The 17,515-nt window shown below is 34.5% G+C and carries 15 protein-coding genes; 8 read left to right on the top strand and 7 right to left on the bottom strand.

The annotated features are described in order from the left end of the window. The first annotated feature begins 183 nt into the window (after positions 1-183). The 4 genes from ACJMML_RS08880 (at position 184) to ACJMML_RS08895 (ending at position 5,021) form a co-directional block, all read left to right on the top strand. Positions 184-1,212 (top strand): NOG1 family protein, encoded by a 1,029-nt coding sequence (locus ACJMML_RS08880; protein WP_405306961.1) that lies wholly within the window; start codon positions 184-186, stop codon positions 1,210-1,212. Positions 1,213-1,638: 426 nt separating this feature from the next. Next, complete coding sequence (locus tag ACJMML_RS08885; RefSeq protein WP_405306962.1) at positions 1,639-1,896, top strand: PRC-barrel domain-containing protein; 258 nt, start codon at positions 1,639-1,641, stop codon at positions 1,894-1,896. Positions 1,897-2,152: 256 nt separating this feature from the next. Continuing rightward, positions 2,153-4,171, top strand: coding sequence for a hypothetical protein (locus ACJMML_RS08890; RefSeq protein ID WP_405306963.1), 2,019 nt, complete (start codon positions 2,153-2,155; stop codon positions 4,169-4,171). Positions 4,172-4,457: 286 nt separating this feature from the next. Continuing rightward, complete coding sequence (locus ACJMML_RS08895; RefSeq protein WP_405306964.1) at positions 4,458-5,021, top strand: Hsp20/alpha crystallin family protein; 564 nt, start codon at positions 4,458-4,460, stop codon at positions 5,019-5,021. A gap of 33 nt (positions 5,022-5,054) precedes the next feature. Here the strand turns inward: ACJMML_RS08895 and ACJMML_RS08900 are convergent, their stop codons facing one another. Next, entirely contained in the window at positions 5,055-6,065 is a 1,011-nt protein-coding gene (locus ACJMML_RS08900) for an SIS domain-containing protein (protein ID WP_405306965.1), read from the bottom strand. Positions 6,066-6,148: 83 nt separating this feature from the next. On the opposite strand from ACJMML_RS08900, the gene ACJMML_RS08905 reads away from it, so the two are divergent. After that, positions 6,149-6,775 (top strand): DUF447 domain-containing protein, encoded by a 627-nt coding sequence (locus ACJMML_RS08905; RefSeq protein ID WP_405306966.1) that lies wholly within the window; start codon positions 6,149-6,151, stop codon positions 6,773-6,775. Here ACJMML_RS08905 and ade read toward each other — a convergent pair. From ade to ACJMML_RS08935, 6 genes are all read right to left on the bottom strand, one after another. Beyond that, on the bottom strand, positions 6,772-8,484 hold the full coding sequence (ade, locus tag ACJMML_RS08910; protein WP_405306967.1) for an adenine deaminase: 1,713 nt from the start codon (positions 8,482-8,484) through the stop codon (positions 6,772-6,774). The two genes, ACJMML_RS08905 and ade, sit on opposite strands and share 4 nt — an antisense overlap. A gap of 2 nt (positions 8,485-8,486) precedes the next feature. Next, positions 8,487-9,707 (bottom strand): TIGR00300 family protein, encoded by a 1,221-nt coding sequence (locus tag ACJMML_RS08915; RefSeq protein ID WP_405306968.1) that lies wholly within the window; start codon positions 9,705-9,707, stop codon positions 8,487-8,489. Between the two features lie 292 nt (positions 9,708-9,999). Continuing rightward, the gene (locus ACJMML_RS08920; RefSeq protein WP_405306970.1) at positions 10,000-10,500 is read right to left on the bottom strand and encodes a hypothetical protein; all 501 of its coding nucleotides are present in this window, start codon (positions 10,498-10,500) and stop codon (positions 10,000-10,002) included. A gap of 267 nt (positions 10,501-10,767) precedes the next feature. Next, positions 10,768-12,105 (bottom strand): NCS2 family permease, encoded by a 1,338-nt coding sequence (locus ACJMML_RS08925; RefSeq protein WP_405306972.1) that lies wholly within the window; start codon positions 12,103-12,105, stop codon positions 10,768-10,770. Between the two features lie 83 nt (positions 12,106-12,188). Next, the gene (speB, locus tag ACJMML_RS08930; protein WP_405306974.1) at positions 12,189-13,055 is read right to left on the bottom strand and encodes an agmatinase; all 867 of its coding nucleotides are present in this window, start codon (positions 13,053-13,055) and stop codon (positions 12,189-12,191) included. A 36-nt stretch (positions 13,056-13,091) separates the two neighbouring features. After that, the gene (locus ACJMML_RS08935) at positions 13,092-13,487 is read right to left on the bottom strand and encodes a translation initiation factor IF-5A (RefSeq protein ID WP_292604345.1); all 396 of its coding nucleotides are present in this window, start codon (positions 13,485-13,487) and stop codon (positions 13,092-13,094) included. Between the two features lie 202 nt (positions 13,488-13,689). Here ACJMML_RS08935 and ACJMML_RS08940 point away from each other — a divergent pair, with 202 nt between their 5' ends. From ACJMML_RS08940 to cfbE, 3 genes are read left to right on the top strand one after another with little or no spacing between them, the layout of a single operon-like run. Further along, on the top strand, positions 13,690-14,151 hold the full coding sequence (locus ACJMML_RS08940; protein WP_405306975.1) for a pyruvoyl-dependent arginine decarboxylase: 462 nt from the start codon (positions 13,690-13,692) through the stop codon (positions 14,149-14,151). A gap of 4 nt (positions 14,152-14,155) precedes the next feature. After that, complete coding sequence (locus ACJMML_RS08945) at positions 14,156-15,976, top strand: bifunctional NADP phosphatase/NAD kinase (protein ID WP_405306976.1); 1,821 nt, start codon at positions 14,156-14,158, stop codon at positions 15,974-15,976. Positions 15,977-16,000: 24 nt separating this feature from the next. Continuing rightward, positions 16,001-17,419, top strand: coding sequence for a coenzyme F430 synthase (gene cfbE / locus ACJMML_RS08950; RefSeq protein WP_405306977.1), 1,419 nt, complete (start codon positions 16,001-16,003; stop codon positions 17,417-17,419). The last annotated feature ends 96 nt before the right edge of the window (positions 17,420-17,515 follow it).

Genomic DNA, 17,515 nt, shown 5'->3' on the forward strand with positions numbered 1-17,515 from the left:
TTTTAATATAATGAGTAATTCCCATGTCAATCATTTTATTATATTCACTATATAAAACAAATAATATACCAACTGAAATATCACAACATTATCCACAAATTTAATTAACCTGCCAAATCTAAACTATAGTATAGAAAGGTTGAGAGAGAAAGCACATAAGCAACTGATATTTAGAGTGATATAATGATGATTCCAACAATACCTACCCCTGATGAAATATTGGACAAGGGATTCAGCAGAGGAAAAAAACAGGCAGACTTACTTAGATCTCAGAAAATACCTAAACATCTGAAAGGCAAAAAAATTGAAGAAAGACGTGTTGTTACATCCTGTCAAGTCATTAAAGACAAATTGAAATCAATTTTGGATGCAGTTCCTGAAATTGAAAGCATGCACCCATTTTATCAGGACTACATCGACATTACCGTTGGCGTAGATGATATGAAACAGGCCCTTGGAGGACTAAACTGGGCTTATGGAATTATAACCCAGCTTGAAAAGGAATACGGTGCTAAAATCAGGAAAAATCCATCTGAAAAGGCAACAGCCATTCAAAAGCAGGCCTATGGAAGGATTGCATCTGTCATAAATAAGATCAAACCTAATCTGGATTTCCTTGATTTTGCAAAACAAAACCTGAGGAACATGCCTACAATCGATTTCGATGCAACCACAATCGTCATTGCAGGATTTCCGAATGTGGGAAAATCCACACTTTTAAGACAGATTACAGGAGCAGACCCTCAAGTTGCCAACTATCCTTTTACAACAAAAGGTATACAGATCGGACACACCGAAATGCATTGGAGAAGCATACAAATAATCGACACTCCCGGACTTTTGGACAGACCCGTTTTGGAAATGAATGACATTGAAATGAATGCGATCGTTGCACTTGAGCATTTGGCGGATGCAATATTGTTTATCTTTGACGCTTCCGAAACCTGCGGATTCCATCTGGAAAATCAATATAACTTATTAAAGCAAATTGAGAAAATATTCTCAGAAATTCCGGTTTATTACCTTTTCAACAAAATGGACCTGATAGAGGACAGGGAATATCTCAAAGAATATATTGATGATGAAGAAAACTCTGTGTTCATATCTGCCATTGAAGGAGAAGGCATAGACGAAATTAATAAAATCATTCGCCGAATCAAAAAGATTGAACGCAACATTGAAGAAGAAGACGATGATGATGAATACTATTAATGCTTAATTTTTTAAATGTTAAGCATTAATATGCATTATTTTAACCACTTTAAGCCATCACATATATATCCCATATTTAAAATCAGATTGCATTATAGAAACGGTGCAGTTAATGTTAAATTCGATTGATTAAATTAAATCTGAAAAATATAATTTGATTTAATCAATGATTATTTTAAGTATTTCATATGCAATTAAGACATGAAACAGCAGCTAAAAAATTTAAAATATCCCCAAAGCATCTTAAAATAATTGCATTAAATTTTTAACAATCATATATTAAAATCTTTTAGCATCTACATTGACTTAAAATAAGACAATTAATGATTTTGTGAAAAAATTCATCATATTATGAAAAAAAATATATTCACCAATCATTTAAAATAATTATATAAAAAACTAAAAACATCAATTAAAGGTGATATAATGAAAATTAGACAATTGTTAGGAAAAACAGTTTTAGATAAAAATGCATTTGAAGTTGGTAAAGTAGACGATGTTGATTTTGATCCTGAAAGCGGTAAAATCACCGGCCTTACTTTAGCTTTACAAAAGAACATTTTTTCCAAAGACGTAAGCGGAGTCCTATTTGACGATGTAGCAACAATCGGCGAATTCATTATCTTAAGCAAGGAAATACCAAAAAAAGATGAAGAAACAGCCGAAGAAACTGAAGAAGAATAACTCTTATGCGAAAAGTCAGATATCTTTCCAAACGCCTTAACACGATTGGAATATATTTGATTTTAAACCATACCAATTACCATCATCACAAACACTTTTTTTAGTTTTAACATCCTCCTGTTGAATCTCCGCAGATATAGAAGTCGAAGAATTCATTCAAAACAAAGTTAATTGTTAAATTAGATATCTTTATTAATCTTATTTTACTAAAATTATATCGATAAGAACAATTATACATAAAGAGGAGAAAATGAATATGAGATATAAACAGATATTACTTCTTTTGGTAATTCTATCAATAATAACAACAATTAATTGTGTTAGTGCAATAGACAACATGAATGCAAATATAACTAGTTCAGAATCTCCTGAAGCATATATTTCACCAAACGGAAATAATGATTTAGGAGACGGAAGTCAAAAAAATCCTTATAGTAGCTTAAGACATGCTATAGATTACACTTCGAATGAATCAACAATATATCTTAATGAAGGCAAGTATGTAGGCGAAGACAACCGAAACATTTCATTAGACAAATCAGTTACACTCATTGGCAAATCAAAAGAAAATACAATAATCGATTGTGAGTCCTCCGGAAGATTATTTACAATGAGTTCAAACAGTAAATTGACTTTAATTAACCTTACTTTAAAAAATGGTAATTCTACTAATTCCGGCGGACTAATTTATAATGAAGGCGGACAGATTACAATTAAAAATTGTATGATTATCAATTCTCAAGGATATGCCAACGGAGGAGCCATATACAGCACTTTAGGAACTTTGAATATTGAAAATACCTGTTTTACAAACAATAGCGCATTCCAATATGGAGGAGTTATTTTTGCAATTGGAGACACCACCATCAAAAATTCCAATTTTACTCAAAACTTTTTGACTGCAGAAAAAGGTGTGGGAGGCTGCATTGCATCTGATGGAAAAATAAACTTGGAAGGATGCATATTCTCAAAGAACTTTGTAGTCTACTCAGCAGCCGCTTTGCTAAACCTTGGGAATGCAACAATCAACAACTGCAGATTCGAACATTTAACTACAAATTATACTGCAGGAGCCATAAGTAATCATAATTATGCAGTTATAAACAACAGTTATTTTGGATTTAATAACGTTAGACATTACGCAGGTGCAATTTTAGCACCGCCTAGTGGCCAACATGTAATTACCAAGGTGTATAATACAATTTTTGAAAGAAATCATGCGGGAAACCATGGAGCAGTATCCAATAACTTTAGAGATACCGAGCTGTTCATGGAAAACTGTGCCCTTGTTGACAACTACATTGTAAAAAACTCATTTTATGGGGATATTTCTTTAGATGACAATGCAACTTTACAATACTGCTGGTGGGGGCAAAACAACATAAGCTCTTATTATTACTCTCCTCATGACAGTGAACCTCATCCTGAAAAAATTAATGCTTCCAGATGGTTAATAATGACATTCTCATCAAACGGCATTGTTTACAAAAATAAAGATAATATTTTAACTGTAGATTTAAATTATTACTTTGACAATGAAACCAAAGAGATCCACAGATTAAATGAAAGTATCAATCTCCCATTAGAAGTTACAGTATATACAATTACACAGACCATTACAAAAAAACTAGTAAATGGAGTTGCAACTTTCAATATTAAACCTATAGAAAATGATAATGCAGTTTTTGCAAAAATTAACAATCAGATATTGAAAATAGACGTGAACTCCCAGTATTCAACATTGATTGTAAATGATTTTACAAAATATTATAAGAGTGGCGAAAAATTATCTATAAAATTAGTGGACTGCTATAATAAGGGCATCAAAAGCGAAAAAGTTTCCATTATAATAGCAGGTAAAACTTATACTGCCTATACCAACAATAATGGAATAGCTAGCTTTAAAATTAAAGATTCACCTAAAACTTTCAAAATAAATGTCATTTACAAAGGAAACAGCTATTATACAGGAACTAGCAAATCCATTAACGTAAAAATAGTGAAACCAATTATTAAAGCTTCAAAAACCAAAATACATAAAAAAGGAAAATTTGTTGTTACTTTTAAAAATGCCAATAAAAAAGCAATAAAACATGTCAAAGTCAAATTTAAAATTAAAGGCAAAACATATTTCCGAACAACAAACAGCAAAGGACAGGCTAAAATTACCATTAACCTAAAAGCAAATAAAAAATATACCGTCAAAGTAGGTTTCAAGTCAACTGAAACTTATGGAACAACTACTTTGACCAAAAAAATTAAAGTAATTAAATGATCAATTATCATATGATAATTGATTATTATTTTTTTAAAGATTTCAGCTCAAATTAATTTATCCAGGACCTTAAATTTAATTTTAACAAATTACAACCTATATCTCCAATATACACAAAAAAAATTATCGAATTTCAGAAAATAAAGCGATATCATTATGAAAAATAAAAGATTAACAGAATTGATTTTTTAGTAACTTTGAGTAAATTTAATCGAAAACTTTATATACTAACAAAATGTAATTAAAACATATTTACATAAACTCATTTATAAGGAGTGTGAAAATCATGGTAGATTCCGAAACCATTGAAAGCAAAATTTCAGATAAAAAAGAAGAATTTGATGAGCAAGAAGAAGAAATTAATGAAAATTACGAAGAAGAAACCCAGGAAAAAAGGAAAAACATTGCTGACAATGTAATAAATGATGTTTACGCTAGCATTGAAGAATTCAAAGAATACATCAAAAACATGCAAAAAAATGCAGACAGGAAATATGCTGAATATAAGAAATCTACTGTTCAAACCATTGACATTGATTTAATTGAAAGCAAAGACACTTATTTCATTAAAGCTGCTGTACCAGGAGTTAACAAAGAAGATATCTCAATTGAAGCAGGAGACAATGATTTAACAATCGAAGCTACATTCAATGCATTCATCGATGAATTTGAAGAAGACGAAGAAGTCGAAGTAATTTCATCCTCCATTAGATCAGGAAGATGCGCAAAAACAGTAAGATTTGAAAACAGCCTTGATTTAGAAAATATCACTGCAAAATTCACAAACGGAATTGTTATCATAACCATTCCAAAATTAATCATACCAAAACATAAAATTAATGTAGAATAGGAATTCTACATTTTTTACTTATTTTTTTAAAAATCAGTATCTGACTTTTCCAATGTGTCTTGTAGCACCCGGATCTTCACCATTATAATGTGCCAAGTAATAGATAAACCATTCCAGTGGAATTACAAAGACAAATGGAGATAATAACTTATCAACATCTGCATAATCCTTTAATTCATAGATGATTGATTTCAATTTTAAGTTTTCAGAAAAGTCAATTGCCTTTTGTGTGATTTCGTCAGACTCGAAGTCAGACTTTAAAAATATGATAGGGACGCCTTTTTCTGCCCTTTCGATTAATCCATGTCTGAATTCCGCTGAGTATTCAGGACATGCATGTTTGATTGCACCTTCCATAAGCATTGTCATTGCCAATTTATATGCAAGTCCAAAGTTAGGTCCGCTACCCAAACAATAGAAAATATCCTCTTTTTTGAAATCCTGTGCCAATAACCTGTTAGCGTATTCAGTGGTTTTTAACAATTCTTCAATAGTGTCAGGCATTTGAGCTAATTGAGCCAATAATTCATCTTTTGCTTCGTAATCACTGGCACTGAATAAAATTTGATATAAACAGGCAAGTTGAGTAATATAAGTTTTTGTACCCAATATTGCGGTTTCAGTTTCACATCTAGTAACGATTGGAGTTTTAGCTTCTTTAATCATTGAACTTTCAGGCTCATTGGAAATTGTAACCGTATGTATGTTGAATTCATTTGCTCTTCTAAGAGATGCGAGAGTATCTGCGGTTTCACCAGATTGTGAAGTGAAAATTGCTATGGTATTTTCGTTTTCAACTAATTTCTTATTATAGTAAAATTCATAGCCAGTATATACTTCAATGTCGATATTAGTAGAAGACATTCTAATTGCATCCCTTACACTATAACAGGTTGAAATAGAACTTCCGCAACCGATTAAATAGACTTTATCCTTATCTGAAATTAATTTTGAAACTTCGTCCAGAGTAGACATTTCATTTTCAAAAGTTTTTCTTAGTGAGTCCGGTTGTTCCATCATCTCATCATACATTTTATATTTCATAGCTCAAACTCCTTAAAATTAAATATTATAATTTATATATTGTTAATCAAAATATAAAAAGGTTTTTTTAAAAAGGGTTTAAAATGGACATAAGATTATCAACAATTGGAATGGAAAAGGGTAGACAATACGAAACAATAATAACCACAAAAAATGAGGACGGAACCAAAAATGCTGCACCAATTGGTGTGCTATGTGCAGGCGAAACCAAAATCATCAATCGTATTTTTAAGGGAAGTCACACGTTAGACAATATTGTCCGTGAAAAAGAGTTTATTGTTAATATAACCCATGATCCTGAACTGTTTAAGACATCAATCCTGGGAAATTTGCCTCAAAGCCATTTCAATGATAACATGTCGATTAAATGCGCTGATGCATATTTCAAATGTGAAGCAATCAGCTTTACCGAAGCGGTCAAGCAAAGCGATCCGATAAAAAAGAAAGACGAAGCAATAGTTTTCAAGTCAGAAGTGACCGATTTAGTAATCAATAAGCCTACCCAAGCCATGAACAGAGGATTTGGATATGTTATTGAATCTCTAACAAATTTAACACGCTTTGATTTGGTTGATGATGCAAAAAAAGAAGAATATATGACTCATTTTAAAGAAGCATATCGTGTTGTTAAAAAAGTCGGAAGAAAAGAAGATATAAAAGCAATGCGGGAAATAAAAAAAGAATTAATGAAAAGAGGCTTTGACCTCTAATCAACAATCACGTCCATAAATTCAAAGTTATCTCCATCGAACAGTCCCTTATCTGAAATCTTGATTGACGGAATAACAAGCAATGCCATGAATGCCATTGTCATGAACGGAGCTTCAAGCTGACAACCCAATGTCCTTGCCATTTTACGCAAGATGGCAACATTATCGGCAACCTCATATGCATCTTCATTAGACATCAAACCTGCAATCGGAAGAGGTAATGAATAATTAAAGTCTGAACTTACAATAGAAATGCCTCCGGCATCATCAATTACCTGATTAACAGCCTGTGCCATACTTTCTGAGTCGCAGCCGATGACAATTATATTATGTGAGTCATGAGCAACTGATGAAGCGATAGCTCCTTTCTTAAGTTCGAATCCTTTTATGAATGCATTTACAACAGTATTTCCACCATAACGCTCCACAACAGCAATCTTTAAAACATCCTGATAAATATCCGGCTGGACTATGCCTTCCTTAACCTGTAATTTTGCGGTTATCTTATTAGTCAATAGTTCCCCATCCAAACTCTCGATTACATTGACTGTGCATTCATCACCATCATAATGTATGTCAAAATCACTGGCGGTCTTTTTAGAAGCATTTATAGTATTTTCGGATTCAATTTCGGGAACATCGAATAATACGTTTTCGCCATCAAATACGCATTCTCCACCAATATAGGTTTTTAATACCTTTCCTTTGTATATGCTGTCAACAACTATGTAATCTGCTTTCAATCCTTCCATTATGGCCCCACAATTGAGATTATAATGTTGTGCAGGATTAATCGTTACCATATGAATTGCCTTTAAAACATCAATACCCAAATCAACTGCTTTTTTAATTGATAAGTTTAAATGACCCTTTATTAAATCATTAGGATGTTTATCATCACTAACAATGAAATCAAACAGTGGGGAGTAGATCCTATTCCCAAATATGTTTTTAAAGACATTAAACTCCTCTTCATATTGATGGAATATATCATCTTTGTAGATATCAAAAAGCCCTTCCATATTCATGGCGGATGAGCCATCCCTTACCATAATCTTCATGCCCTTTAACTTTTTCTCGATGGCTTCAACAATATTGCTGCATTCGTGGTCAGTACTTATGCCATGTTCAAGGTATTTATCCAAATCCTCACCGGAAAGCAATGGCGCATGCCCGTCGATCGGTTTGCCATACTTCTTTGCCAATTCCAGTTTTCGAACAACCTCTTCATCATCATTAATAACGCCAGGAAAATTCATCATTTCCCCTAATGCAACAATTTCATCCTTTTTAAGCAAATATTCAATATCTGATGAATCCAAAGTAGCACCTGAAGTTTCAAATGATGTGGCAGGCACACAGGATGGTGCCGTAAAATAAAAATTGAAGGGAACCTGCTTTGCATTTTCAATCATTGCTTCAACACCTTCAATTCCTAAAACATTGGCTATTTCATGAGGGTCGCAAACGACAGCTGTAGTACCATGACGCACTGCAATTCTGGCAAATTGAGCAGGAGTAATCATACTGCTTTCAATATGAATATGAGAATCAATAAATCCTGGAATAACCAATCCCTCAACATCAACCAAATAGTTTTCATCAAGTGTAATGGGAGTGACTTCCTTAAATAATCCGTTTTCTATAGTAATTCTTGCGGGATATATCGTATCAGTAATAACATCAAGAATATATGCCGTAAATGACATGCTCAATCCTCCATCAGAGCATTGTATAGAAGTGGCAGGAATGTACCTATATCTGTAACAATGCCGACGACCTGAGCACTGCCTCTGTCGGATAATTTTGTAACAGTGGATGGATTGATGTCCACACAGATACTTTTAACCCTTGAAGGGAGAAGATTTCCTGTTGCAATTGAATGAAGCATGGTGGCAATCATGATGACCATGTCAACTTCCTGAGCATAATGCCTCATAATCTTTTGGGCTTCGGTAATGTCCGTTATGACATCAGGCAAAGGTCCATCATCACGAATTGAACCTGCAAGGACAAATGGAACATCGTTTTTGATACACTCATACATGATACCTCCAGTTAAAGTGCCATCCTCAACGGCCTTTTTAATGGAGCCTGAGTTGTTGATTTTGTTGATTGCCCTCATATGGTGAGTGTGGCCGTGAGCGACAATCTTACCTGTTTCTACTTCAATACCCAACGAAGTGCCGAAAAGGTTTGATTCAATATCGTGAGTTGCAAGAGCATTTCCTGCCATGATGACATCAATGTATCCTTCCTTAACAAGTGAAGCCAAGTACTTGCCGGAACCTGTGTGAACTATTGCAGGTCCACCAACAATACCTATTTTTCCACCTTTGGCCTTGATTTCCTTCATCTCCTCGGCAATACCATTGATAAGATTCATCAAAGGTTTTTCTGAGGAAACTTCACTGTTCATGAATTCAAACACTTGCTGTTCGTCACGTGATCTGTGAGGTGGTGTAACCTTAACACCGTCAAGGCCGACAACGATCTTGTCTCCAGCCTTAACATCCGCTATAGGTTTTACAAATGCCCTTTTCTCATCTTCATCCACAACTACCAAACAGTCCATTTCAATCTCTTCGACAGGAATCCAGTCCCCATCATAGAAAATATGTGTGGTATGATTAGAAGATGAATAAAAGCCTTCCGGAGCAACCTTATCTTTAGTTGATGCAACAAGATTAACCTCTTTGATATCATCAATTGATGCACCAAGAACTGACAGTTCATCTAAAATAGAATCCAACAATTCGGGAGAATCCGCTGATACTTCAATCTTTGCATGACTTACGTCTGACTTTTTACGTCCAACATCGATTTCCAATATGTCAAATTCTCCGCCTTTGTCCATGATTATGCCCATTGTCCTGGTTAAAGTCAATGAGTCAATAATATGGCCAGAAAGCTCAATAGTTCTTTTATTCATAACAATATGCTCCATTTTTAGTTAATATTATAATTTTGGTGTTGGTGATATTTAATGATATTGTTATTGTTAAAAAAAAAGGATTTGTAGAAATCTTATCTGATTTTTACAAAAAATTTTTCTCTCATATCTTTACTTTAATGTTCAAAAAAAAATAATATTAACATCAGCATTTATTTAACACTTTAATTCACATCAATGAAAAAAAATCAGAAGACCAAACTACCCTTAAAAAAAGGAGATTACAAACTAAATAACTGAAAAACACAAATTACAAACTAACATTTTTTATCTATTTAAATTCAACAGAATCGGCATATTTTTTTAACATATCGAGGTCATATCCACCAACAAAAACAACTTTACTTCCGTCATCATTTGTAACACCTACAACATATTCGGGCAAATTCCTCATACCAATATTACTGTGCAATATAATCAGATCCCCATCACTTTGAAAAAATTCATAGACAAATGTAGTAGTCAGCACATGAAGTGCGTGTTCAGCAGCATTAGATTCCCCAACAGATAATTGAGAATCATCATAGTAATAGACTGCAAAATCCCCTTCTCCAATTACACAATCTGAATTATCTTCACAGTATTGTTTAGTACATCCCAATGGTTTATTGGAATAACACCAGCCCAAATCACTATAATGCTGACCTAATGGAACATCCATTGTAAACAATCCGTCAAAATCCTGGGAGGATGTGGCAAATGAATTAACTGCAGTAATACAAACAAATGCCAAAATAACTATCAGCAATAACCATTTTTTCTTGATAGACATCACCTTACATTTTGTATTAATACATATATTACACACATGATTTAAACATTACTATCTACATGATAATATCATATACCTATTCATTAATTAAGAAGATATGAACCTCATATTCTGTTGGCACATTCCAAAAAAGATAAACAAAAAACTATAAAAAAACAGATTAAAACTAAAACCATTAAAAATCATAATTAACATCAGCACATAAAAAAGTAGAAAAAGACTACAACGACTGATTTTAAAAAAAAAGATAAACTCACATATGTGAGTCTAAAGTCCAAAGAACAGATATATAATGAATACTATGACCATCAACCAGATTCCCCAACCTAAATCCTTTGCCTTTCCGCTAGCAATGTTTGTAACTGCGTAAATTACGAATCCCCAAGCTATACCTAATGAAATGGAGTAGGTCAGAATCATCATAATGATAGTCATGAATACAGATGCCGCCACAGTCAGACTGGTCCATTGAACATCCTTTAACTGCTCAATCATCAATATACCAACAATTACCAATGCTGCACAGGTAACCGGAGAAGTGAACAGTCCCAATATCAATGGGGCGAAGAATATTGAAAGCAGGAACAGTAACCCGATGACGATAGCTGTCAGACCTGTCCTGCCGCCGTTACCGATACCTGCAGCACTTTCCACAAATGCTGTAACGGTACTTGTACCAACTACTGCACCGACAATGCCTCCGACCGCATCAGCCAGGAACGCCTTTTCGATTCCAACAGCCTGACCTTTATCGTCCATGAATCCGCATTGCTTTCCTAAACTCATCAGAGTCCCTGTTGTATCAAAAAACGTTACGAATATCAATGAAAACAGAATCATTATCAAGTTCGGAATGTTTGAAAACAGCTGTCCGAACCCTTTGGTGAATCCGCAAAACAATGACACATCAAAATTGGCAGATACGATATGTTTCGGAAATGCAGGCATCAATACGTCACCCGCACCAAATCCTAATGCAGTAAAAATCACTCCAATTATGGCAGTCACAATCAATCCAAGAAATACGGCAGCAGGGATTTTCTTTACATATAAAACCAATGTAATGATAATACCTATCAATGCAAGAAGCGCTGGAGGAGTCATAAGAGATCCCATGCTGACAATGGTGGACGGGTCGGAAACGATGATTCCAGGACCTTTTAATCCTAAAAATGCCAAGAAAAATCCGATGGCAGCACCAATACCATACTTCAAGTCAAGAGGAATGGCATTTAGGATCGCCTCCCTCAAACCGGAAATAGTGATTATAAAAAAGATTATGCTTGAGAGGAATACTGCCGCAAGAGCGGTCTCCCAAGTGTTTCCCATCGACAATATAACCGTGTATGTAAACAATGCGTTCAGTCCCATGCCCGGAGCCAATCCAATCGGATATCTGGCAACCAGACCCATTATCAAACAAGCAACACCAGAAGCGACTGCAGTTGCAAAAAACACACCAGTGGCGGGCATTCCACCATCAGACAAAACAACAGGATTTACCCCCAAAATATACGCCATTGCAAGGAATGTAGTAATGCCTGCGGCTATCTCTGTCTTAAAATCAGTTCCATTCTCACTTAATTTAAAAAAATTGTCCAACATATAACCATCAGAAAATTTAATTCCTATACTATTATTTTTAAAAAAAAGCAATATTAAATTTTCCTTTATTTTTAACATCAGAATTATTCAACTAATGTTAAAAAATCATAGATGATTTTCGCCGCAACAACTGCAGTGCTGTCCCCTAGCCTATCAGCAGCAGTTTCAACAACATCTAACCCGACAACATTTTTATGGGACAATGTTTCGATTATTGCCTCGATTTCAGAAATGAATAATCCTCCAGGAGTAGGATTACCAACGCTTGGAGCAATGGACGGGTCAACAACATCCATGTCGATTGAAATGTAAATTGGACCATCTATATTAATCAGGAAATACTCAATGGCATCCATGTGCTTGTGGACATCCTTATTCTTGAATGTTTGAATGTTATATGTTGACTTTACAAACTCATTTTCATCGGCTGAAGCAGACCTGATTCCGATTTGGACCAGCTCAACACCCATTTCATGAGCCCTTCTCATTACAGTCGCATGAGAGTACTTTTCTCCAACAAATTCAAACGCCAAATCCCTGTGGGCATCCAAGTGTATTACTGTCAATTTTCCAAATCTTTTAATCAAGGCTTTGATGGATCCAATGGAAGCGGAATGTTCACCGCCAATTATTATCGGTTTGATATTCAAGTCCAAAAGTTCATTAACAGTATCCTCAACTATCCTGCAAGTTGCCTCACAGTTACCAGGAACAACATTAACGTCACCGAAATCATAAAAAGTAGTTGTTAAATCTTTATTAAAAACAGTATTATATTTTTCAAAACCAAATGAAGCCTCACGAACAACAATTGGTCCTAAACGTGAACCGGAGTGATAAGAAGTAGTACTGTCAAATGGAACTCCGATTATTCCAAATGAATTTTCAGTTATTTCATCATTTTCCCTAGAAAATGCAAATTTCCATGGCTCATAAGTATTTAAAAGCATAATGAATCTTAAAAAAGGAAAATAAAAAAAGAGAACTTATGATCCTCTAGTTCTCATTATTTTCATATTTCCCATAGCAACAATGTATTCAACTTCAATACCTTCGACGATTGCATCTTTTAAGTCTTCAGGCATTGGTAAGTCAATAGTATCATAGTTTTCCATATCCATGATTTGTACGTTGTCACCTTGGATAGAAATTACTTGTCCTAATCTTTTGTCGATAATAGGAATATCAACTTTGTTATCTACAGGTTTAACAAGACTTCTTTTTTGATTATCGAAAACACCAACTGCTTCAATTCTTGCTTTTGCAGCTCCGTGCTTACCAGGAGATGAAGTGGTGTAACTAATGATTTTACAAGCTTCTCCTCCTAAAACAATGTATTTTCCAACTTTTAATGTTTTAATTTCTACAACTTTTGTTGACATTAATTTTCCTCCATTTTTTTTAAAAACCGGTTTTTAATCTTATAATAAGGAATATTATTAGATTAATATAAACTATCTTTTCCATTTTATATAAAGTATTCGTTTAATCCGAACAAAAAAAATATATTCCAAAAATATGAAATAAATAAAAAACTTTCAATTATTTAAATATATTAAAAAACATAATAAAAATTGTGATAAAATGAAAATAGCAATCGTTTCTGGAAAAGATGAAGGACCAACAAAATTAAATGCTTTTGATAATGCACTGAGTAATGCCGGAATTGGGGACGTGAACCTCATAAAAGTATCCAGCATGCTTGCAGGCAATGCAAAAATCCAAGAATTGCCAAAATTAAAAGCAGGATCAATGGTAAACTGCGTTTTATCTGAAGTTACCTCAGACAATCCAGGAGACGAAATCACTGCAGTGGTTGCGGTGGCTATTGGAGAGGAATTAGGATGCGTTGTTGAAACAACAGGAATTAATAAAAATAGTGATGAAATTGTCGATGAAGCCAAAGAAATGGTAAAATACATGATGGATAAGCGTGAAGTGGACATAAACGAGTTGATAATTGAATATTCAACTACAACAGTTAAGAATATCGCATCAACCATATCCGCAGTAGTTTATTTGAATGATGACATCGTGGAGGAATGAGAATATGGATGAAAAAACCAGAAAAATTGCCAGACAATTGGCAAATAAAATGATTAAAGAAGTCGGACCTGCAGTCAGGGAATATGCCGGAACAGAATTAGCCGGTGCAGAAGTGAAAACTGGTGCAGATGGGACCCCTACATCTTTCATAGATCAAATAGCTGAAGAAAAAATTGTCACTATCTTAAAAAATGCTAATGTTTATTCATATCTAATTAGTGAAGAAATTGGAGAAGTTAAATTAGGAAAGGGAAGGAAAAGAAGAGTTAATTTAGCCCAGGAATTAAAACGTACAGACTTAAAAGAAGAAGAAACTCCAAAATTCATATTTTTAATTGATCCGGTTGACGGAACCACAAATGCAACTAAGGAAATCCCTGCATATGCAATTTCCATTGCAATTGCCGAAGTAAACCAGGGACGCCTTGCAACAATAAACGATGTGGAACTTGGTTTTCTATACAATTTGGCAAACGGTAACTTTTTTGAAGCCGAAAAAGGCAAAGGATGCCTGTTGAATAATGAAAAAGTCAAACCGAGTGATGTCATAAAAGTCAATCAGATGACCCTTGGAGGATTTACAAAATCCGGAACATCCGAAGCTTCAAAGCTGGTTGACAGCGCACGCCGTATGAGAGTTCTTGGAAGTGTAGTTTTAGAGCTTTCCTATGTTGCAAGCGGTAAATATGATGCATTTCTTGACCTGAGGGGAAGTAGAATTATCGATATTGCAGCCGGAAAATTAATACTTGAAGAGGCAGGAGGAATCATAACCGACAAATACGGTCAGAAGCTCAATAACGTATTGAGCATCTATGAAAAATCAATCGTCGTTGCCGCAAACAATGAGATAATGCACAAGCAAATGATTGACATATTAAATGACAATCAGGCAGATGTGATCGGCAAAATCGGATTAATATCAAGAATTGACCAGAACCAACCTATAGTGCTTGCTGCAAAAATAATCGATTACCTTTTGACAAATGGCCGTGAAGTAGTTATTGAGCACCAATTGGCCCACAAATTAGTTGAACTGAAAGAAAACCCTAATTTGGATGAAATAATTCAGGAAACAAAAGACAAATACCCTGAAATTGCGCCTATGCTTGATGACATTAACCTTAACCTGGACTATAATAAAATATCAGAAAACCTTTTCGATATCGAATGTGACATGGCAATAATTTTAGGAGGGGACGGAACACTCCTAAGAGCACACAACAAAATGAAGGACAACATCCCATTATTCGGAATTAACATGGGTACAGTCGGATTCCTAACAGAAATTGAAGTAAAACACACATTTGAGGCATTGGACGAAATAATGAAAGGGAAATACTATAAGGAAAAAAGAACACGCCTTGTAGTATCCCACGAGAACCATAACTTCAAAGCCATGAACGAAGTGGTTATTATGACCGACAAGACTGCAAAGATGCTCCATTTCCAAATATTGGTTGATGGAGAAATCATTGAAGAGGTTAGGGCTGACGGATTGATTATTTCAACACCAAGCGGTTCAACTGCATATTCAATGTCTGCCGGAGGACCTATTGTGGATCCGAAAGTTGCAGGATTCATCATAAACCCAATTTGTCCATATAAACTGGGAGCAAGACCGTTCGTTGTATCTGACAACAGTGAAATTACTGTCAAATTACTCAAAAAAGGTAAAAATGCAGTATTCGTTATGGATGGTCAAATCAATGAGGAAGCCGGATATGAAGAGGAAATTAAATTTAAAAAATCTCCTAAAGATGCCCTTTTCATCAGAACTTCAACCAAATACTTCTATGAAAAGGTTAAAGACAAACTAAAATAAATCGGATACATCTTAGGTGTAATGATGAACAATCTGGTAATTGATTTAACACACGGCGGAGTAAAAATAGCCATCAGTTTAGCTAAAAAAGGCAAGAATGTTCTCGCCTACGACCTATACAATACCCTAAAAAGCATTGATGCCAAAATGCTCCAGGTTTATGACGTTGAATTAATCCAGCTGGAAGAATTGACCAACTTTAAAGGAGATATGAATGTCATCTATCCAATTCATATGCCTTTAACTTTTGATGAAATAAAATCATTCAATCCCCAATTGAACTACACCTTTCAAAGCCATCATGAAATCATTGGCGAAATCCTTAATGGTTGGGGAGAGGACATCCTAAAAGTTGAGGTGACAGGAGTTAAAGGAAAAACAACCTCTGTTTTCATGCTTAAGGAAATACTTAGTGATGAGAATCCTCTGATATTGTCCAGCCTTGGGGCATTGCTCTATGAAAATGAAAGGGAGATCGTTTTAAAAAAGGACATCTCAATTGCCCCTGCAAACATAAAAGAAACTATTGATTTGGCATACAAGATAGCAAACCCAATTTGCAAAATTGCTGACGGCGTTGTTGAAAGTGAAAACCTGAGAAAATACAACTCTGCAATCTTCGAATCATCCTTGGGAGTGAGCGGAATTGGAGATGTAGGACTTCTATTGAATATTGTTGAAGACTATCCTATTGCAAAGGGCAGAAGCAGTGCCAGTGAAGCAAAAAAGCAGGTATTCAGATGCGGATGCGTATGCATTCAAAAGGAAGCCCTGGACAAGTACTATTCCGACCAGAATCATGACAGAATCAATACATTTTCCTTGACCGATTCCACATCAAATCTATTCGCTACAGGCATTGAATACGGCCTTGACCAGACCATCCTAGAAATCACATATAATGACGTTAAAACAATTAACGACAATGTTATTTCAGGAGAAATTAAACTGAAAACATTTGCTCCGGGCCCACATCATGTAAGCAACGTTTTGGGAGTGACATTAACCTGCCTAAGTTTAGAAATTGAACCGGACCGGATAATGAATGGGCTTGAAAATTATAAGGGCATACCTGGCAGAACCACCAAAAAAACAATTGAAAACTCAATCATTATTGAAGAAATCAATCCAGGATTGAATACTGAAGCCATAAAAGAATCCGTTAACATGATTCGAGATTTGAAAGATTACTATATCTCAATTGGCGGAGACTATGGAATTACCTGTGAAGAGATTGATGAGGAAAAACTATCTGATTTTTTAAACACCATAAACACGGACATAATCCTTACCGGCGAATTAGGATTGTCAATTGAGCCAAAATTAACCAAGAAAACCATTTATTTTAAAAACTATGCTGACGTTTATGATATGGCAGTGAAAAACAATAAAAACCTTCTTTTCATTTATAGGTCAGATTACCGCAAGGTTTCCCAAAGATGAATTTTTCAAAAAATTGAAACATTTAATATATATTAATTCTAAAAGTTAATAATGTAACAAAATCTTATAAGTGGTACTTATAAAGAAAATTTTGAA

It is taken from the genome of Methanobrevibacter sp., assembly GCF_045130115.1.
Lineage (GTDB): Archaea > Methanobacteriota > Methanobacteria > Methanobacteriales > Methanobacteriaceae > Methanocatella.

Bases quoted from the DNA above. Each gene is read 5' to 3' on its own strand.
- ACJMML_RS08915 (WP_405306968.1), bottom strand. From the start codon at position 9,707: ATGAATAAAAGAACTATTGAGCTTTCTGGCCATATTATTGACTCATTG.
- ACJMML_RS08935 (WP_292604345.1), bottom strand. From the start codon at position 13,487: ATGTCAACAAAAGTTGTAGAAATTAAAACATTAAAAGTTGGAAAATAC.
- ACJMML_RS08925 (WP_405306972.1), bottom strand. From the start codon at position 12,105: ATGTTGGACAATTTTTTTAAATTAAGTGAGAATGGAACTGATTTTAAG.
- ACJMML_RS08940 (WP_405306975.1), top strand. From the start codon at position 13,690: ATGAAAATAGCAATCGTTTCTGGAAAAGATGAAGGACCAACAAAATTA.
- ACJMML_RS08905 (WP_405306966.1), top strand. From the start codon at position 6,149: ATGGACATAAGATTATCAACAATTGGAATGGAAAAGGGTAGACAATAC.
- speB (WP_405306974.1), bottom strand. From the start codon at position 13,055: ATGCTTTTAAATACTTATGAGCCATGGAAATTTGCATTTTCTAGGGAA.
- ACJMML_RS08920 (WP_405306970.1), bottom strand. From the start codon at position 10,500: ATGTCTATCAAGAAAAAATGGTTATTGCTGATAGTTATTTTGGCATTT.
- ade (WP_405306967.1), bottom strand. From the start codon at position 8,484: ATGTCATTTACGGCATATATTCTTGATGTTATTACTGATACGATATAT.
- cfbE (WP_405306977.1), top strand. From the start codon at position 16,001: ATGAACAATCTGGTAATTGATTTAACACACGGCGGAGTAAAAATAGCC.
- ACJMML_RS08945 (WP_405306976.1), top strand. From the start codon at position 14,156: ATGGATGAAAAAACCAGAAAAATTGCCAGACAATTGGCAAATAAAATG.
- ACJMML_RS08880 (WP_405306961.1), top strand. From the start codon at position 184: ATGATGATTCCAACAATACCTACCCCTGATGAAATATTGGACAAGGGA.
- ACJMML_RS08890 (WP_405306963.1), top strand. From the start codon at position 2,153: ATGAGATATAAACAGATATTACTTCTTTTGGTAATTCTATCAATAATA.
- ACJMML_RS08885 (WP_405306962.1), top strand. From the start codon at position 1,639: ATGAAAATTAGACAATTGTTAGGAAAAACAGTTTTAGATAAAAATGCA.
- ACJMML_RS08900 (WP_405306965.1), bottom strand. From the start codon at position 6,065: ATGAAATATAAAATGTATGATGAGATGATGGAACAACCGGACTCACTA.
- ACJMML_RS08895 (WP_405306964.1), top strand. From the start codon at position 4,458: ATGGTAGATTCCGAAACCATTGAAAGCAAAATTTCAGATAAAAAAGAA.